The sequence below is a fragment of the Amycolatopsis sp. NPDC003676 genome, from assembly GCF_053587275.1.
In genome coordinates this window covers 44973-62979 of sequence record NZ_JBSFNS010000032.1, presented here as the reverse complement: position 1 = coordinate 62979, position 18007 = coordinate 44973, and the positions used below count along the sequence as shown (strand labels likewise).

General features: G+C 68.3%; 17 protein-coding genes. 3 read left to right on the top strand and 14 right to left on the bottom strand.

Features of this window, described 5'->3' with window-relative positions:
- Nucleotides 1–3 precede the first annotated feature (3 nt).
- Nucleotides 4–927, top strand: coding sequence for a methylenetetrahydrofolate reductase (locus ACWDNU_RS20585; RefSeq protein ID WP_449670069.1), 924 nt, complete (start codon nt 4–6; stop codon nt 925–927).
- On the opposite strand, the gene ACWDNU_RS20580 is transcribed toward ACWDNU_RS20585, so the two are convergent.
- The 13 genes from ACWDNU_RS20580 to ACWDNU_RS20520 all read right to left on the bottom strand — a co-directional run bounded on the left by ACWDNU_RS20580 (nt 924) and on the right by ACWDNU_RS20520 (nt 12708).
- A complete protein-coding gene (locus tag ACWDNU_RS20580) occupies nt 924–1412 on the bottom strand; it encodes a hypothetical protein (protein WP_449670068.1) in 489 nt (162 codons plus the stop codon). The genes ACWDNU_RS20585 and ACWDNU_RS20580 overlap by 4 nt on opposite strands.
- Complete coding sequence (locus ACWDNU_RS20575; protein WP_449670067.1) at nt 1409–1933, bottom strand: hypothetical protein; 525 nt, start codon at nt 1931–1933, stop codon at nt 1409–1411. Before ACWDNU_RS20575 ends, ACWDNU_RS20580 begins: the two co-directional genes overlap by 4 nt.
- Nucleotides 1933–3174, bottom strand: a complete 1242-nt coding sequence (locus ACWDNU_RS20570; RefSeq protein ID WP_370939043.1) for an MlaD family protein — start codon at nt 3172–3174, stop codon at nt 1933–1935. The genes ACWDNU_RS20575 and ACWDNU_RS20570 overlap by 1 nt, the downstream gene beginning before the upstream one ends.
- Entirely contained in the window at nt 3174–4364 is a 1191-nt protein-coding gene (locus tag ACWDNU_RS20565; protein WP_449670066.1) for an MCE family protein, read from the bottom strand. The genes ACWDNU_RS20570 and ACWDNU_RS20565 overlap by 1 nt, the downstream gene beginning before the upstream one ends.
- Nucleotides 4361–5557 carry an MCE family protein gene (locus ACWDNU_RS20560; RefSeq protein ID WP_370939045.1) on the bottom strand — a complete coding sequence of 399 codons (1197 nt, stop codon included), beginning with the start codon at nt 5555–5557 and terminating at the stop codon, nt 4361–4363. The genes ACWDNU_RS20565 and ACWDNU_RS20560 overlap by 4 nt, the downstream gene beginning before the upstream one ends.
- Nucleotides 5554–6585, bottom strand: a complete 1032-nt coding sequence (locus ACWDNU_RS20555) for an MlaD family protein (RefSeq protein WP_449670065.1) — start codon at nt 6583–6585, stop codon at nt 5554–5556. Before ACWDNU_RS20555 ends, ACWDNU_RS20560 begins: the two co-directional genes overlap by 4 nt.
- Nucleotides 6582–7619 carry an MCE family protein gene (locus ACWDNU_RS20550; protein ID WP_370939047.1) on the bottom strand — a complete coding sequence of 346 codons (1038 nt, stop codon included), beginning with the start codon at nt 7617–7619 and terminating at the stop codon, nt 6582–6584. Before ACWDNU_RS20550 ends, ACWDNU_RS20555 begins: the two co-directional genes overlap by 4 nt.
- Nucleotides 7616–8971, bottom strand: coding sequence for an MCE family protein (locus ACWDNU_RS20545; protein ID WP_449670064.1), 1356 nt, complete (start codon nt 8969–8971; stop codon nt 7616–7618). The genes ACWDNU_RS20550 and ACWDNU_RS20545 overlap by 4 nt, the downstream gene beginning before the upstream one ends.
- Entirely contained in the window at nt 8968–9828 is an 861-nt protein-coding gene (locus ACWDNU_RS20540; RefSeq protein ID WP_370939050.1) for an MlaE family ABC transporter permease, read from the bottom strand. Before ACWDNU_RS20540 ends, ACWDNU_RS20545 begins: the two co-directional genes overlap by 4 nt.
- A gap of 1 nt (nt 9829) precedes the next feature.
- Entirely contained in the window at nt 9830–10621 is a 792-nt protein-coding gene (locus ACWDNU_RS20535; protein WP_344267887.1) for an MlaE family ABC transporter permease, read from the bottom strand.
- A gap of 117 nt (nt 10622–10738) precedes the next feature.
- Nucleotides 10739–11503, bottom strand: a complete 765-nt coding sequence (locus tag ACWDNU_RS20530; protein WP_449670063.1) for a glucose 1-dehydrogenase — start codon at nt 11501–11503, stop codon at nt 10739–10741.
- A 13-nt stretch (nt 11504–11516) separates the two neighbouring features.
- A complete protein-coding gene (locus ACWDNU_RS20525; RefSeq protein WP_449670062.1) occupies nt 11517–12398 on the bottom strand; it encodes a 3-oxoacyl-ACP reductase in 882 nt (293 codons plus the stop codon).
- Between the two features lie 124 nt (nt 12399–12522).
- Nucleotides 12523–12708: a ferredoxin gene (locus tag ACWDNU_RS20520; RefSeq protein WP_449670061.1), complete on the bottom strand. Its 186-nt coding sequence runs from the start codon at nt 12706–12708 to the stop codon at nt 12523–12525.
- A 103-nt stretch (nt 12709–12811) separates the two neighbouring features.
- On the opposite strand from ACWDNU_RS20520, the gene ACWDNU_RS20515 reads away from it, so the two are divergent.
- Both ACWDNU_RS20515 and ACWDNU_RS20510 read left to right on the top strand, forming a co-directional pair.
- Nucleotides 12812–13975 carry an acyl-CoA dehydrogenase family protein gene (locus ACWDNU_RS20515; RefSeq protein WP_449670060.1) on the top strand — a complete coding sequence of 388 codons (1164 nt, stop codon included), beginning with the start codon at nt 12812–12814 and terminating at the stop codon, nt 13973–13975.
- A gap of 11 nt (nt 13976–13986) precedes the next feature.
- Nucleotides 13987–15018 carry an acyl-CoA dehydrogenase family protein gene (locus ACWDNU_RS20510; RefSeq protein ID WP_370939055.1) on the top strand — a complete coding sequence of 344 codons (1032 nt, stop codon included), beginning with the start codon at nt 13987–13989 and terminating at the stop codon, nt 15016–15018.
- 15 nt (nt 15019–15033) lie between these two features.
- On the opposite strand, the gene ACWDNU_RS20505 is transcribed toward ACWDNU_RS20510, so the two are convergent.
- On the bottom strand, nt 15034–17805 hold the full coding sequence (locus ACWDNU_RS20505; protein WP_449670059.1) for a bifunctional acetate--CoA ligase family protein/GNAT family N-acetyltransferase: 2772 nt from the start codon (nt 17803–17805) through the stop codon (nt 15034–15036).
- Between the last annotated feature and the right edge of the window lie 202 nt (nt 17806–18007).

Below are 18007 nucleotides of genomic sequence, written 5' to 3'. Positions count from 1 at the left end.
GCCATGGCGGACCACACTCTCCGGGCAAAGCTGACCGACTCCGGCAGCGGCGTGCTGCTCTTCGGCATCACCCCGCCGCGCCTCAGCACCTCCCCCGAGCGGATCCGGGAGATCACCGCCGCCACTCTCGCGCGGCTCAGCGACCTCGACGTCGACGGCCTCGCCCTCTACGACATCGACGACGAGAGCGACCGCAATCCCGAGGAGCGGCCGTTCCCCTACCTGCCCACCCTCGACCCGGCCGCCTATCACGCGGGCTATCTCAGCGAGTGGGACCGGCCGGCGGTGATCTACCGGTGCGTCGGCAAGTACCCCGGGGACGAGCTGCGCGACTGGCTGCGGACCGCCGACACCGAGCGGGTGCTGTCGGTCTTCGTCGGGGCGTCCTCGAAGGGCAAGGAAGTGCACACCCGGCTGTCCGAGGCACAGGCGTTGCGCCGCGAAGTGCGGCCGGACCTGCTGCTCGGCGGCGTCGCCATCACCGAGCGGCCCGACGAGCACCTCCGGCTGATCGCCAAACAGCAAGCCGGCTGCGCGTACTTCATCTCGCAGGTGATCTACAGCGCCGACGCGGCCAAGAGCATGGTCTCCGACTACTTCTACGCGTGCCGCGAGCAGCAGCTCGAACCGAAACCGGTCCTGTTCACCCTCTCGGTGTGCGGTTCGGCGAAAACGCTGGCGTTCCTCAAGTGGCTCGGCGTCCACGTCCCGCGCTGGCTGGAGAATTCCCTGCGCCACGCGGACGACACGCTGGCCGAGTCCTACGAACAGTGCCTGGCCAACGCCCGCGAACTGGCCGCGTTCTGCCGCAAGCTCGGGATGCCGTTCGGGTTCCTCGTGGAGAGCGTGTCGATCCGCAAGGTCGAGATCGAGGCGTCAGTGTCCCTCGCGCGAGAGGTCAGCGGGCTGCTCGGCCGGACCGGTTAAAGCGGATCCAGCGCGGTGATCTTCCACTGTCCGTCGGTGCGATGCGCCGTCACGGAAAGCTGGCCGACCGACGATTGAGGCGCACCGCCGCCGGGCAGGATCGTTTGCTGGTCAAGGAAAAGCAGCAGGCTCGCGTCGTCGCCGTGCAGGGAGCGGACTCCGATCGCGCGGACGGTCGTCGTGCGGACGAGTTTGTCGTTCGTCGCGCGTTGGCGGGCCGCGGCGAATTGGCTTTGGTACTGGCCGACCGCGGAACCCGTGAGGACATCGCCCGCGGCGCGAGCGGTGCGGTCCAGATTCGCGTAGTCGTAAGAAAAGACCGCCTTGACCGCAGCGCTGACCTGGTCGGTGACTTGAGATGTCGCGACGGGGTCGACCATCGCTTCGTCGTCTTCGGGTTGCAGCAGCGACGCTTGCACCCCGAACCACACCGCGCACGCCAGCGCGACTGCGGCCACGCCAGCGGTGATCGTCCGCCGGTTCACGAGCCCACCGCCTGGACAGCGCCGATCTTCCACGCATCACCGTCGCGCGCGAAGTCCACGGCCAGACGCGCCTGTTTCGCCGAGGGCGCGCCATCGCCGGTGCTCACGCGGACGTTCAGGACTGCGATCAGCCTTGCCGTGCCTGCCGAAGGGTTCAGATCGGTGACAGCGGCTTGCACCAGCGAAGCTGTCGACACGATCTTGGCGCGCTTGGCCCGGTCGATCTGCATTTGCCGGTCGCCGGACAGGTCTTTGCCGTACTGCCCGGTGGTCGCGGAGATCCAGCGGTCCACGTCGACCGCGCTCGTGCGGTAGTCGATCGTGTTGAGCGTGACCAGGCTCGTGCTCGCGGCGGCCAGCACGGCGTCCCGGGCCCGGCCGCGCGCGAGGCTGTCGTCCTGCGCCGCGCTCCACCACGACCAGCCGAACCAGGCAGCGGCCAGTACCGCGACTACGGCCAGCGCGGTCAGCACCCGTCCGCTCAGGAAGGTCGGTCCGGAATCCTCAGCCGAGTCAGCCATCACGAACCGCCCAGCAACGCCCCGAGCCCGCCCTTCAGCGGCGCAGTCAACTGCCCCAGCAGACCCGGCAACTGCTGCTGCGAACCCTGGTCCGAAGGCGCGGAAGCCTTGGGCGCGGCCGGAATCGCGGGCGGCTTCCCCGCGTACGGCGCGTTTTGCGCACCCCGCACCTCGGTCGGGCTTCCGGGAGGCTCAGCGCAGTAAGCGTTCATGTTGACCGGCGCTTCGCTCGTGTCGTTGGCCGGACGCTGTTTCGTGCCCTCGTACCCCTTCGTGCACGAATGCGGGTCGAAGAAGTTGAACACCACGCCCAGATGCCCGGTGCCGTCCGGCGAGGTCGTCGGCGAGAACGCCGAGATCACCGGGTACGCCACCAAAAGCTCCTCGATCGCGTCCTTGCGCATCGAGGTGACCTGCGCGGTGGTGAGCGAGTTCGCGAACAGCACCCCGAGGTCGGTCCCGGACGTCGCGAGCACGTCGCTGATCTGGCGGCTCAGCTGCGGAGCCTCGTCGATCACCTTGCGGATAGCCGGATCCGACGATTTCAGCTGCCCGGCGATCGTCTTCAGCCCGGACGCGAACGCCGTGATGTTCTGCGCCTGCCGTTCCTGCGTGGCGAACACGGTCTTCGAATTCGCCAGCAAGCCTTGCGTGTCCGGGACGTACTGCGCGGCCGTCGCGGTGAGGGAACTGGTGCTGTCCAACAGCTTCTGCAACTCCGGCCCGGAACCGGCGAACGCGTCGTACGTCTCGTCCACCACGGTCTTCAACGACTCCGGATGGACGCTCGCGACCAGGCCGTCGAGATGGGTCAGCACGGAATCCGGCGTCGCGGGCAGCGACGTGCGGTCCTGCGTGATCACCGCGCCGTCCTCCAGGTACGGGCCGGATTCGCGGTCCGGCAGCAGGTCCACGAACTGCTCCCCCACCGCCGACCGGTTCGCGACCTGCGCGTGCAGCGCGGACGGGATGTCCGGGCCGCCGGAGTCGATGTCGAGGCGGACGTCGATGCCCTGCGGGGTGAGCGTCATGGCCCCGACCCGGCCGACCGTCACGCCGCGGTAAGCGACTTCGGAGTTCACGAAAACCCCGCCCGAGTCGGCGAGTTTGAGCGTCACGTGGTAGCCGCGGTTGCCGAAAATCCGGTCGAGACCGGCGTAATGCCCGCCCGCGTACGCCACCGAAACGATGGCGATCGCGAAGAACACCAGCAGCTGGATCCGGACTTTGCGCGTATTCATCAGCCGCCTCCCAGCAGACCGCCGAGCAACCCGCCCAAGCCCGGTTTCGCTCCGCCCGTAGCCGGGGTGTTGGGCAGCGGCAACGGCAACTGCGGCAGCTGCGGCGTCCCTTGCCCGGCAGCGGGCGGCGTGCCTCCGGTCGAAGGCGGCGTCGGCAGCTGGAACGGCGGCTGCGAAGAGTTGGTGAAGTTCTGCACCAGCTTGTCGAGATCCAGGTTGATCCGCGCGTCGACGTTCGCGTAGTCGCCCTTGATCACGTTGCCCGCGTAGTCCGGGAACGGATAGGTGAGCAGGATCCGCAGCGCGTTCGGCAGGTCCTTGCCCGCCGCGCTGAGCTGGCGCAGCGTCGGTTCGAGCGCCTTGAGGTTCGCGATGAGCTGGTCCCGGCTGCGGTTCACCGTGTCGACCGCGACGCCGGACAGCTTGTTCAGCGAGTTCAGCATCGCCACCAGCTGGTCGCGCTGGTCGGCGACGATCTTCAGCCCCGGCGCGAGTTTGTCCAGCGCGGTGGCGAGGTTCTGCTTCTGCCCGACGAGCGTGGTCGACAGCTTGTCCAGCCCGTCGATCGCGCGCAGGATCTCGCCCTTGTGCCCGTCCAGCTGGGTGGCCAGTTCGTCCACTCGGGACAGCAGCGCGCGCATCTGCGGTTCGTTGCCCGACAGCGCGTCGTTGAGCTCGTGGCTGATGTTCTGCAACTGGTCGACGCCGCCGCCGTTGAGCAGCAACGACAACGCGCCCAGCACTTCCTCGATCTCCGGGTTGCGGTTCGTGCGCCCGAGCGGGATCTGCGCCCCGTCGGCAAGCTTGCCGGACGGCTTCTCCGCGGTCGGCGCGCTCAGCTGCACGAACTTCTCGCCGAGCAGGCTGGACTGGCGCAGTTCGGCGCGCGCGTTGGCGGGCAGCTGGACGTCGCCGTTCACCGTCATCGACACGAGCGCGGACCGGGTGTCCGGGGTCAGCGCGATCCGGTCGATCCGGCCGACCGCGACGTCGTTCACCTTCACGTTCGCCTGCGGCACCAGGTCCAGCACGTCGGTGAACAGCGCGGTGACGTGGTACGGGTGATCGCCGACGTCCGGGCCGCCGGGCAACGGCGTCGAGTACAGCCCGTTGAACCCGCCGTCGCTGCACCCGGCGAGCACCAGCACTCCGGCGAGCACGCCCGCCAGCCGTTTGCGGAGGCGTTTCACTTGGCGCCTCCGGGTTTCTGCGTCATCACGTCCGACAGCGGCAGCGGGAACGGCGGCAGCTGGCCGTTCTGCAGCGAGTTCAGCGCCTGCGGAATGGACGGCAGCTTGAGCGTGCCGTCGAGCACGGGCGCGAGCTTCTTGCAGATGGTGCCGAGCGTGTCCGGGAGCGGTTTCGGCGTGCCCGCGCTGATCAACCGGCAGATGGTGAGGATCGGCGGGTTGGTGATCTCGTTCAGGTTGTCGCGCACCGCGATCGTGCCGGACGCGGCGTCGTAGGTGTTGATGAAGTTCGTCGCCCCGGTCGGCGCGATGTCGAGCACCTCGGCGAGCGAGGCCCGCTGGTCCACCAGCACCTTGGTGAGCGACGCCAGTTTGGCCACATTGGACGAAAGCCCGTTTTTGTTGTCCGCCACGAACTGTTTGACGTCCCCGAGCGACGTGGACAGCGAATCGAGCGCGGCCCCGACGTCGTGCGAATCGTCGGCGAGGAACCCGCTGACGTCCGCGAGCCGCTGGTAGAACTCGTTCAGCTGACTGTCGCTTTGGGACAGTGCGGAGGTGAAAGAGTTCAGGTTCTTCACCGTGGAGAACAGGTCGTCCTTCGAATCGTCGAGCGTGCCGGCCAGGTCGGCGAGCCTGGTGACGGTCGAGTTCAGGTCCTTGCCGTTGCCCTTCAGGTTGGCCGCGGCCGTGTCCAGCAGGTCGGAGAACGCGCCGTTTTTGTTGGCCCCGTTGGGTCCGAGCGCGGTGGACAGCTTGTCGAGGCTCGCGTAGAGGTCGTCCAGTTCGACCGGCGTCGCGGTCTTGTCGCGCGCCAGCACGGTTCCGCTCGCGAGCGTCGGACCGCTGTCGTACGACGGGGTCAGCTGCACGTACCGGTCGCTCACCAGGCTCGGCGAAACGACCACCGCGCCCACGTCCTTCGGGATCGGGACGTCGTCGTTGACCTTCATGTCCACGCGCACCGCTTGGCCTTCCGGCGTCACCGCAGTGACCTCGCCGACCGCCACGCCCAGCACGCGCACGGACGAACCAGCGTACAGGCCGACGGTTTTGCCGAAGTACGCCGAGATCTTCGTCCCGCCGGTGTCGCGCAGCACGAGATAGATGCCCGCCGTGAGCAGAAGCGCGGCTACGCAAGCGAAGCCAAGCCAGGTAACGAGGCTCCGTCCCGCTTTAGTGTCGACAGTCATCGTCCACCCACCCCCTGGTCAGGTGCGGAGATCGGCGGCGTACAGCCCTCCGGGTTGATCGAGAGCCCGCCCGCCGTGATCGTCGGCGGCAGCAGCCCGCACAGGTACCCCTCGAACCAGCGCCCGTTGCCGGTCGCGTTCGCGCCGACCCGGGCGAACGGGGCCATCAGCTGCAGGCTCCGGTCGAGGTTGCCCTGGTTGCGCTGCAGCACGTCGGTGACCTTCCCGAGCGCGGCGAGCGTCGGCCCGATCTGCGTGCGGTTGTCCGCGACCAGCCCGGACAGCTGCTTCGAGATCTCCTGCGTGCCCTTGAGCAGCGTGCTGATCTGCTCGCGGCGCTGCTGCAGTTCGGTCAGCAGCAAGTTGCCGTCGCTGATCACCTGCTGCAACTGGGCGTTCCGATCGGACAGCGTCTTCGAGATCTTGCTCGTGTTGGACAGCAGCGCGTGCAGGTCGGCGTCGCGCGAGGACACCGTCTTCGACAACGCCGACAGCCCGGACAGCGTGTCCTTCAAGTACTGCGGACTGTCCTTGAGCGAATCCGACAGCACGGTGAAGCTCTGCGCCAACTGCTTGGTGTCGATGTCGCCGACGGTCGTGGACAGCTGGTTGAACGCGTCCTGCAGCTGGAACGGCGTCCGCGTGCGCTGCACCGGGATCGTGTCGCCGGGCGTCTGCGTGCCGCCGCCCTTCGTGTCCAGCGCGAGGTACTTCTCCCCCAGCAGCGTCTTGATCTCGATCGACGCCGTGGACGCGTCGCCGACCCGCACGCCCTTCACTCGGAACTTCACGAGCACCTGCTTGTGCCCCAGTTCCACCGAAGTCACCTGCCCGACCTTGACGCCGGCCACCTGCACCTCGTTGTCCGGCGCGAGCCCGGCGGACTCGGCGAACGCAGCGGTGTAGGTGGTGCCGTTGCCGAACATCGGGATGCTGTCGGAAAAGTACGTCACCGCGGTGATCAGCACGATGAGCACGAGCGTCACCGCGCCGACGCTGGCTTGGTTCCGGTCTTTCAGTCGCTTCACGGGCCACACCTCGGCGCGCGTTCGGTGCCGGGGACCGGAACGATCGGCAGCGTCACGTCCAGTGAGGAAATGCCGATAGTGCCTTCGATCCCGCACAGGTAGTAGTTGAACCAGCTGCCGTAGCTCAGGGTCCGGGTGAACTTCTCCAGGTTCCCCGGCAGCACCTGCAGCAGATGCTCGATGAGCGGCTGCGAATCGTTGAGGTTGTTCGACAGCTTCCCGAGCTGGGCCACGTCCTGCTGCACGACCGGCCGCGCGTCCGCCAGCAAGCCCGCGGTCGCGTTGGTCAGGTCGCCGAGCGCGCCCACCGCGTCGCCGATCGGCTTGCGCTGCTCGGCCAGGCCGCTCACCAGCCGCTGCGTCTGGTCGACGAGGTCGCCGAGCTGGGGGCCGCGCGCGTTGACCGTGCTGAGCACCTGGTTGAGATTGTCGATGACCTGCCCGATCACCTTGTCCTTGCCCGCGATCGCCGACGTGATCGACGCGGTGTGCGACAGCAGGCTGGTGATCGTGCCGCCCTCGCCCTGGAACACCTGCACGATCTCGGCGGAAAGCTGGTTGACCTCCTTCGGGTCGAGCGCTTTGAACAGCGGCTTGAACCCGTTGAACAGCACGGTCAGGTTGAGCGCCGGCTTGGTCCGCTCCGGCGGGATCGTGTCGCCGGGGGACAGCAGGTCGCCGCCGCTGACGTCGGTGCCGAGCGAGAGGTAGCGCTGGCCGACGAGGTTGCGGTACTTGATGGTCGCGGTGGCGAGCGAGGGCAGCTTGTAGGCCGATTCGACGAGGAACCGCACCTCGGCGTAGTTCTGCTCGCCCTGGTCGACCCCGATTGTCTCGACCTGGCCGACCTTCACGCCGGAGATCCGCACGTCGTCGCCGGCCTGCAGCCCGGACGCGTCGGTGAACTTCGCGACGTAGGACGCGGTGTTGCCGAAGTTCGTGTTCGCGATCGTGGTGGCGAGGACCCCGGTGAGCAGCACGGTGACCACGGCGAAGATGCCGATCTTGATCAGCGCGGGAACGAACGACCTCATTTCAGCTCCACCTCCGCCCCGCGGTACAGCGGCCCGACCAGCAGCCCGGACCAGCCCGGCACGTTCTCCGGCGTGGTGTTCAGCGTCGGCGAGACCAGCAGGTCGAGCAGTTTCTGCTCGTCGGCCGACCCGACGATGCTGGGCGCGCCGCCGGTCGAGCCGGACCCGCCGGGCAGCGGGCCGTTGGTGAAGTCGCCGGGCAGCGTGCCGTCCGGATTGTGCGGCGGAGCGGGTTTGCTCGCCCCGTCCTTCACCGCGCCGTCCGGCGGATACTGCGGCCAGTGCCCGGGTTTCGGCACCTGCGGATAGCAGCGCGGGCCGCGTTTGTCGTCGTACTTCGGCTCGTCGACGCCGGGCAGGTACTTGCCGCGGCTCGCCGAGAACTCGATCGTCACGCGGCTGACCTCCGGATGCGCGGTGCCCTTGCCGAACGCCAGCTCCGCGTTCGGCACCGTCCCGGCCAGCTGCTTGAACAGGCACGGGTATTCCGGCGCGTACTTCGCGAGCACGTCGAGCGTGGGCTGCACGGCGGTGGTGAGGCGGATGATGTTGTCCTTGTTGACTTCCAGGAAGCGCGTCAGGTCGGTGGCGGTGCCGGTGACCGAGGAGTACAGATCGGTCAGGCCGCGCTGTTTCTCCACGATGGTCTGCGTCGTCGTGGTGAGGTCCGACAGCGCCTGCAACGCGTCCGGCGCGGCCTTGTCATAGATGCCGGAAACGTTGGCCAGCCCGGTGATGTCGGCCTTGAGATCCGGCAGCGACGGGTTGAGCTTGCCGAGGTAGTCCGACAGCTGGGTCAGTGTCTCGCCGAGCTTCTTGCCGCGGCCGTCGAGCGCGGTGGACACGGCGTTGAGCGTGCTGGAAAGCTTTTCCGGCTGCACCGCCTGCAGCAGCGGCATGACGTGGTTGAGGACCTGCTCCAGCTCGATCGCGGTGCTGCTGCGGTCCTGCGGGATGACGTCGCCCGCCTTGATCGGCCGCTGCGCCTGCTCGGGCAGCTGGAGCGCGACGTACCGTTCGCCGAACAGCGTTTTCGGCAGCAACCGCGCCGAAACGTTCGACGGGATCACATCGGTCTTGTCCGGCTGCAGCGCCAGTTCCAGCTCCGCGTGGTCGCCGACCGGCCGCACGTCGCGGATCTCGCCGACGAGCATCCCGCGCACCTTCACGTCGCCGCCGACCCGCAGCTGGCTGCCGACGTGGTCGGTCTCCAGCTTCACGAGCGTGACCGGCGTGAACACCTTGCGGTACGCGGCGATCGTGGTGGTGAAGAACAACGCCGCCACGACCAGGAAGACCAGCCCCAGCAGCTGGTACTGGAGCCGTTTGCGCAACTCTCGACGGGTACTCATCCGGATATCCGCACTGTCGTGTTCGCGCCCCAGATCGCGAGGCTCAGGAAGAAGTCCAGCACCGAGATCAGCACGATCGACGTCCGCACCGCGCGGCCCACCGCGATGCCCACCCCGGCCGGGCCGCCGGACGCGGTATAGCCGTAATAGCAATGGGAAAGGATCACCAGCACGCTGAACACGATCACCTTGGCGAACGACCACAGCACGTCCTCCGGCGGGAGGAACAGCGTGAAGTAATGGTCGTACGTGCCCGCGGACTGGCCGTAAAGCCAGATGGTGATCTGCCGCGACGCGAGATACGAGGACAGCAGGCCCACCGCGTACAGCGGGATCACCGCGGTGACGCCGGCGAGCACGCGCGTGGTGACGAGGTACGGCATGCTCGGCACGGCCATCACTTCGAGCGCGTCGATCTCTTCGGAGATCCGCATCGCGCCGAGCTGTGCGGTGAACCCGCAGCCGACGGTGGCCGACAGCGCGAGCCCGGCCGACAGCGGCGCGACCTCGCGGGTGTTGAAGTAGGCCGAAATGAACCCGGTGAGCGCGGCGGTGCCGAGCTGGTTCAGCGCCGAATAGCCTTGCAGGCCCACGATGAGACCGGTGAACAGCGTCATGCCGATCATCACGCCGAGCGTCCCGCCGATCACCGCGAGGCCGCCGGTGCCGAAGCAGACTTCAGTGAGCAGTCGCGTGGTTTCCCGGCCGTAGCGACGGATTGTGCGCGGCGACCAGGCGAGCGCCCGGCCGTAGAACGAAAGCTGCTTCCCGAGTCCTTCGAGACTCGCGCCGGGGCGCGCGATGATCTCCAGCGTCCGGTCGGACGTGCGCGGCTGCTCGATCGGTTCGGCCGTCATGTCACAACGCCTTCGGGGGCACGACTTTGAGGTACACGGCGGTCAGCACGACGTTGATCAGGAACAGCAGCAGGAAGGTGATCACCACTGCCTGGTTCACCGCGTCGCCGACGCCCTTCGGCCCGCCCGCCGGGTTCAGCCCGCGGAACGCGGCGACCACGCCCGCGACGAAGCCGTACAGGAACGCCTTGATCTCGCTGATCCAGAGGTCCGGCACCTGCGCGAGGGCGTTGAAGCTGGCCAGGTACGCGCCGGGCGTGCCGCCTTGCAGGACCACGTTGAAGAAGTAGCCGCCGAGCACGCCGACCACGCTGACCAGGCCGTTGAGCAGCACCGACACCACGATCGCGGCGAGCACCCTCGGCACCACGATCCGCTGGATCGGGTTGACGCCGAGCACTTCCATCGCGTCGATCTCTTCGCGGATCTTGCGCGCGCCAATATCAGCACAGACGGCGCTTCCTCCTGCACCGGCCACCAGCAGCGCGGTGATCAACGGGCTCGCCTGCTGCACGATGGCGAGCGCGCTGGCCGCGCCGGTAAAGGACTGCGCGCCGATCTGCGTGGTCAGCGATCCCAGCTGCAGCGCGATGACCGCGCCGAACGGGATCGCGACCAAGGCCGTCGGAAGAATGGTCACGCTCGCGAAGAACCAGCACTGCTGGATCCATTCGCGGAACTGGAACGGGCGCTTGAAAATCGCCCGCAGGACCTCCCAGGACAGCGTGGCGAGCCTGCCGACCTGGGTCAGCGCCGCGGTGCCCGGGAGAGTGACCGAGCCGCTTCCGCCCACCGCACCTCCCAGTAGTCACCCCCGAGTCTTGCCCATCCCCGCCCGCCGATTTCGGTTAGCGGTGTTCACTCCCGTCCCTTCAGCCCCCAGCCGTCACCCTAGGCCCACCAGCACCGATCACAGTTTCAACGCATGGGTAGCCGTGGCCCCGCCGTCGGCGACGAACTCGCTGCCGGTGCAATACGAACTCTCGTCGCTGCCGAGGAACACCAGCAGCGGCGCGATCTCGTCGGCGCGGCCCACCCGGCCGAGCGCGACCTTCTTGCCCACCCAGGACACGTCCACGTCCGCGCCCGCGGCGTCGGACACCATTTTCGTGTCGATCATGCCCGGATGCACCGAGTTGACCCGGATCCCGCGCGCGCCCAGTTCCAGCGCGGCGACCTTGGTCATCCCGCGGATCGCGAACTTGGTCGCGGTGTAGGCGACGAGGAACGGCATCCCGGCCAGACCCTCCACAGAGGACACGTTGACGATGGAGCCGCCGCCGGCCCCTGCCATCGGTTCAACGACCGAGCGCATGCCGAGAAACGCCCCGATCTGGTTGATCCGCACGACGCGTTCGTATTCGGCCAGCGGCGTCTTCGCGAGCTCCGAAAAGTACAGCACCCCGGCGTTGTTGACCAGCACCGTCGGCGCGCCGAATTCCGTCACCGTGCGGTCGACCGCGGCCGTCCAGCCGTCCTCGTCGCTCACGTCGAGGTGGCAGAACACGGCCGATTCGCCGAGTTCGGCGGCCAGCTCCTTGCCTTCGTCGTCGAGGACGTCGGCGATCACCACCTTCGCGCCCTGCGCGACGAACGCGCGCGCGGCCGCCGCGCCCTGGCCGCGTGCTGCTCCGGTGATCAAGGCGACTTTGCCGGCCAACCGGTCCTCGGTCATGCGTCCTCCGGGTTCAGGGCAGCGAAAGCAGATCGGTCGCGGCGAACATCCGCTCCGGGTCGCGATCGGCGAAGTGCGCGCCGACGGTCGCGGCGAGTTCGCCGGTGGTCCAGGCGCCGTTGGCGGTGTCGAACCGTTCCTCGACCGACGGCGGCTTCAGCAACGCGACCATGCCGCCGTGGACGACGAAAACCTGCCCGTTGATGGCATCCGCGTCCGGCGAAGCAAGGAATGCGACAAACGGAGCGACATGCTCGACGGACAACGGATCGAGCCCGTCCGTGGGTGCTTCGCCGAAGACATCCGCGGTCATCGCGGTGCGGGCGCGCGGGCAGATCGTGTTGGCGCGCACGCCGTATTTCGCCAGCCCGCGCGCCGCGGACATGGTGAGCGCCGCGATGCCCGCCTTGGCCGCCGAGTAGTTGGGCTGGCCCGGCGAACCGACCAGGAACGCCTCGGACGCGGTGTTCACCAGCCTGCCGTACACCGGCTGTCCCTCCATTTTGGAGCGATCGCGCCAGTACGCGGCGGCGTTGCGGGACAGCAGGAAATGCCCGCGCAGGTGCACCGCGATGACCTTGTCCCAGTCCTCGTCGGACATCGAGAACAGCATCCGGTCGCGGAGCACGCCCGCGTTGTTCACGACGATGTCGAGGCTGCCGAAATGGTCCACCGCGGCCGACAGCAGTTCCTTCGCAGTCTCGGCCGAGGAGACGTCCCCGGCCACCGCGAGCGCTTTGCCGCCGTGCTTCTCGATCTCGGCCACGACGTCCGCCGCCTCGCCGATGTCGTTGACCACGACGGACGCGCCTTCGCGGGCCAGCGCGAGCGCCTCGGCCCGGCCGAGCCCCGCTCCGGCCCCGGTGACGACAGCGACCTTGCCCTCGAGAGTCATCGAACCGCCTCAGCCCGGTTGTCGTTCGTGTTCCCTGCGGCCGATTTCACCCGCGAGCCTCCTCGTCGAAGCCTGCCTGACGAAGCACAGACTAGAATCTGTTCTCGTATTGAGCAAGCCCCGATCAACCGGTCGTGAACAGGGCATTCTTCGGGCAGTTCGTCACCGCTTGCGAAACACGTTCTACTTCACCCTCCGGAACCGGCCCGATCACCAGGTTCTCGTCGTCGTCGAGATCGAAGACCTCCGGCGCGAACCCCACGCACACCGCGTTGGCCTCGCACAGCGTCCGGTCGACACTGACCTCCATGCTTCCTCCCGCTCGCCGCTCCTGGTACAACTAGAACAGGTTCTAGCTTACCGCCGGGGCCCGGTACGACACCACAACGAGACCGGCGGGGTGGAGGTGACGGGTGCGGATCGACTATACGAGCGAGCAGCAGGCGCTGGCCGCTGAGCTGCGGGAATACTTCGCCGAACTGATGACGCCCGCGCGGCGGGAAAGTCTCGCCGCGCCGGGCGGCGAATACGGCGACGGGTTGGCGTACAAGGAAATCGTCCGGCAGCTCGGCAAGGACGGCTGGCTCGCGCTCGGCTGGCCGCGCGAGTACGGCGGCCAAGACCGGAGCATGCTCGACCAGCTGGTTTTCACCGACGAAGCGGCGATCGCCGGGGTGCCGGTGCCGTTCCTGACGGTGAACACGGTCGGCCCGACGATCATGCGGTTCGGCACGCCGGATCAGAAGGCGTTCTACCTGCCGAAGATCGCCGCGGGCGAGCTGCATTTCGCGATCGGCTACTCCGAGCCGGGCGCGGGCACGGACCTCGCCTCGCTGCGCACGCGGGCTACCCGCGACGGCGACGAGTACGTGGTCAACGGGCAGAAAATGTGGACCAGCCTGATCGAGTACGCCGACTACGTGTGGCTCGCCGCGCGCACCGATCCGGAGGCGCGCAAGCACAAGGGCCTGTCGATCCTGATCGTGCCGACCTCCGCGCCAGGCTTTTCCTGGACGAAGGTGCACACCGTCGCCGGGCCCGGCACCAGCGCGACCTACTACGACGACATCCGCGTGCCGGTCACGTCGCGGGTCGCCGAGGAGAACGCGGGCTGGCCGCTGATCACCAACCAGCTCAACCACGAACGCGTCGCGCTCACCTCAGCCGCACCAGTGCGGAAAGCCCTGGCCGACGTCGTGGAATGGGCCCGCGAGGAGTCGCTGACCGACCGCGAATGGGTCCGGACGCACCTCGCGCGCGTGCACGCCTACGCGGAGTACCTGAAGCTGCGGAACTGGAAGATCGCCTGGGCCGCGGCAGCGAGCGAACTCGGCCCGGCCGAGGCGTCGGCGACCAAGGTGTACGGCACCGAGATGGCGATCGAGGCGTACCGGCTGCTGATGGAGGTGGTCGGCGCGGCCGCCGTGGTGCGCGACGGCTCCCCCGGCGCGGTGCTCGCGGGACGGCTGGAACGGCTGCACCGCTCGGCGTTGATCCTCACTTTCGGCGGCGGCACCAACGAGGTGCAGCGCGACATCGTCGCCGCCACCGCCCTCGGCCAGCCCGTGACGCGTTAGGAGTTCTCCCGGTGGACTTCTCCCTCACCGAAGCACAAAACGACCTTTCCGCGCTGACCCGGCGCATTCTCGCCGACCAGGTCACCGCGGAATCGCTGGGCCCGCACGGCTCCGGCGGTTTCGATGCTCCACTGTGGACGGTTCTGGCCCGGTCCGGCGTCCTCGACGCGGCCCTGCCCTCGACGGTCGGCGGCGGCGGTTTCGGGTTGCTGGAACAGTGCTCTGTCCTGATCGAGATCGGCCGCGCGGTCGCTCCGGTCCCCTATCTGTCGTCGGTCGTCCAGGCTGGCTCGGTGCTCACTGATCCGTTGCTGGCCGAGCGATGGCTGCTGCCGGTTTCGCGCGGTAAAGCCGTGCTCGCTGTCGCCCTGGGCGGATCGTTCGTCGCTTCAGACGGACGCCTCACGGGTACGCAGACCGCTGTTCCCTTCGCAGCCTTCGCGGACGCCTTACTCGTCGAAGCTGCCGACGGCGTGTACATCGTCGAGAAGGACGCTGTTGGGGTCTCTATCGACGCGCAGTCCACCACGGACCATGCTGACGCTGGTTTGGTGACGCTGTCCGACGCCCCCGGAGTCGCTCTCGGCGATGTCGGCGAACAGCTGCGCCTTCGCGGCGCTCTCGGCGCTTGCGCGCAACAGTTGGGTGTCTTGGAATGCGCGCTCGAACTGACCGCTGCGTACACGCGCGAACGCAAGCAGTTCGACAAGGTGCTGGGCAGCTTTCAGGCCGTCCGACACCGCCTCGCCGACGCGTACATCGACGTCGAGGCCGTACGGCTGACGCTGTGGCAGGCAGCCTGGAAACTCTCCGAGGGTCTGCCCGCTGCCGCTGACGTGGCCACGGCGAAGTTCTGGGCCGCCGAAGCCGGACATCGCGTCGCGCACACCGCAGTGCACCTGCACGGCGGCGTCGGCATCGATGTCGAGCACCCCATCCACCGCTACTTCGCCGCCGCGAAGCGCCTGGAGTTCACCAGCGGCGGCGCGACGGAGCAGCTGTTGGGGTTGGGCAGGGCTCTCGTGAGCGGCAATCCCGGTTAGAACCGCGATCGCCGCTCACGAGTCCAACGGCGTGATGTGCCGCAGCCGACGCGGTCCGGTATCCGGCCGCGTCGGCGGTGCGCCCACCACCAGCCGCGCGTTGGCGACGAACGCCCCGTCCGGCGACGCGAGGATCGGATCCAACGCCAACGACCGCACCTCGGGGTTGTCCTCCGCGAGCGCCGCGACGCGCAACACCATGTCCTGCAACGCAGCGAGGTCCGCAGGCTCGTCGCCGCGATACCCCGTCAGCAACGGCGACGTACGCGGCTCACGAATCAGCGTCGCCGCGTCGACGTCCGTCAACGGCACCGCCCGGTACGCGCGGTCGCCAAGCAGCGTGCTGACCAACCCGGACAGCCCGAACGACACGAGCGTGCCGAACGACGGATCGTCCTGCAGCCCGATCGCGCACGACAGCCCCTTCGGCGCCATCCGTTGCACGTACACGTCTTCGTCGCCCGACACCGCGCACAGATCCCGGTACGCACCGCGTACGGAGTCTTCGGACATCAGGTCAAGCCGTACGCCCGCGAAGTCCGGCCGCCCCCGCAACCGCTCGTCCACCGCCTTCAACGTGACGGGGTAACCGAGTTCAGCCGCGGCGGCCACTGCGCTGTCCTCACTGGACGCCACCCGGAACGGCACCACATCCACGCCGTAACAGCTGAGCAACCGCACCACGTCGTCGTCCGACAACAGCGTCGAACTGCCGTCCTCCGGCAACAACTCGCGCACGATCTCCTGCGCCTGCTCGACATGCAGCCCGCCCGGCCGCACCAACGTCCCCTGCGGCCGCTGCCGCCACGCCGCGTACCGCACCACGCGCGCCAACGCGTTCACCGCGCGCTCCGGACTCGAATACGACGGAATCGACCCACGCGTCGGCACCCCGTCGTCGGACAGCACCGCCAGCTCGTCCGGCACGCCCTCCGCCGCAAGGAACGTCGAGACAATCGGCTTCGACTGCTTCATTTCCGACACCGCTTCGCGCAACGCTCGCGCGTACGCAGCCCCCGGAATCGCCACCGGCGGCGCGAAGACCGCTATCAACGCGTCGGTCTCCGGCGAATCCAACGCTTCGCGCACCGCCGTCGCGAACTCGTCCGGTCCCGCTTGCGGCCCGATGTCGACCGGATCGAACGCCAGCCGCAGCCCCTCCGCGCGGGCGGTGTCGGCGGCCAGCAACCCGATCGCACTGGAGTTCCCGACAATCCCGATCCGAGGCCCCGCCGGCAACGGCTGATGCGCGAACACCAGCGCCGTGTCGAACAACTGCGCCAGCGACTCAACGCGTACAACGCCAGCCTGCTCGAACAACGCCTGCACACTGGCCTCGTCGACCTCCGCCGACGTCGCCGCGAGCTGCGGCCGCACCGCATGCCGCCCGGACTTCACCGCCACGATCGGCTTCGACCGCGCCAACCTGCGCGCGAGCCGCGCGAACTTCCGCGGGTTGCCGAACGACTCCAGATACAGCAACACCAGATCGGTGTCGGGATCGGTTTCCCAATACTGCAGCAGATCATTGCCGGACACATCCGCCCGGTTGCCCGCCGACACAAACGTCGACAACCCGAGCCCGCGCGACCCCGCGTCGGCAAGAATCGCCGTCCCGAGCGCGCCTGACTGACAGAAGAACCCAGTCCGCCCCCGCTTCGGCAATCGCGGCGCGAGCGTCGCATTGAGTCGAACGTCCTTCGCGGTGTTCAGCACCCCCAACGCATTCGGCCCGACTACGCGCATCCCGTGCGCCCGCGCCTCGCCGACCAGCCGCAACTCCGCGTGCAACCCGAGCGGCCCGGACTCGGCGAACCCGCCGGACACGATCACCAGCGTCTTGACGCCCTTGGCCAAACAAGCGTCCAACACCGATTCGACAGCCTCCGCGGGCACCGCCACCAACGCGAGATCGACGGGATCCGGAATATCCAGCACCGACGGATACGCCCGCACCCCGCGAACCGACCGATGCTCCGGATTGACCGGGTAAACGGCCCCCGCGAAGTCGGCCGCGAGCATGTTGGCGAACGCGACATGCCCGACCTTGGTGGGATCCGCCGACGCCCCGATCACCGCCACCGTGTCCGGATGGAGCAGATTGTGCACACTCCGCGCCTCCGCGGCTTGCTCCCGCGACCGCGCGACCGCGAGCGACTCCTCCGTGGGGTCGATGTCGAACTCGAGATGCAGCACGCCTTCCTCGATCGCGCGGCTGACCTGGTAGCCCGCGTCGCGGAACACGCGCACCATCGCCGCGTTCTCGCTCAGCACCTCCGCGACGAACCGCCGCAGCCCGCTCTCCGACGCCGCCGCCGCGAGGTGCTCCAGCAGAATCGACCCGAGCCCGCGCCCCTGATGCTTGTCGTCCACGACGAACGCGACCTCCGCCGACGGCCCCTGATCGAGCCGCTCGTAGCGCCCCACCGCGACCACGTCGTCCCCGAGCAAGGCCACAAACGCGACCCGATCGTGGTGGTCCACAGTGGAAAACCGCTCAAGATCCCGCGGCGGGATGCGAGGGTAGGCGCCGAAATACCGGAAGTACCGGGTGCGCTCGGAAAGCCTGCCGTGCAACGCGACGAGCCCGTCGGCGTCACTGGGCACGACGGGTCGCAAGTGGACAGTGCCGCCGTCGGAGAGGACGACGTCGGCTTCCCAATCGCGGGGGTAGTCGTAAGGATCGCGCTTTCCGCTTGGGACGGGGTGCTCTGCCGAAGCGGAATGGTCCGACGCCACCCGCTTGCCAGCCGCCGCAGAATCCTCCGCTCCGAAATCGCCAGACATCGCCTCACCTCTCGCCGTGGCGCTCCCGTCCGCCGCGCCGGGTTCCCTGGCCGCGGACGGGCCGGACGCCGCGTTGCTGCTGTCCGCGGCGGAGTTCCCCACCGGCGCGTTTCCACTCATCCCGAAACCGGCGGCTCCAGTCTCACCCGCCGTCCCGTCGCCGCCCGTCGCATCGCCGCCATTCATCGCCCACCGCCGCTCA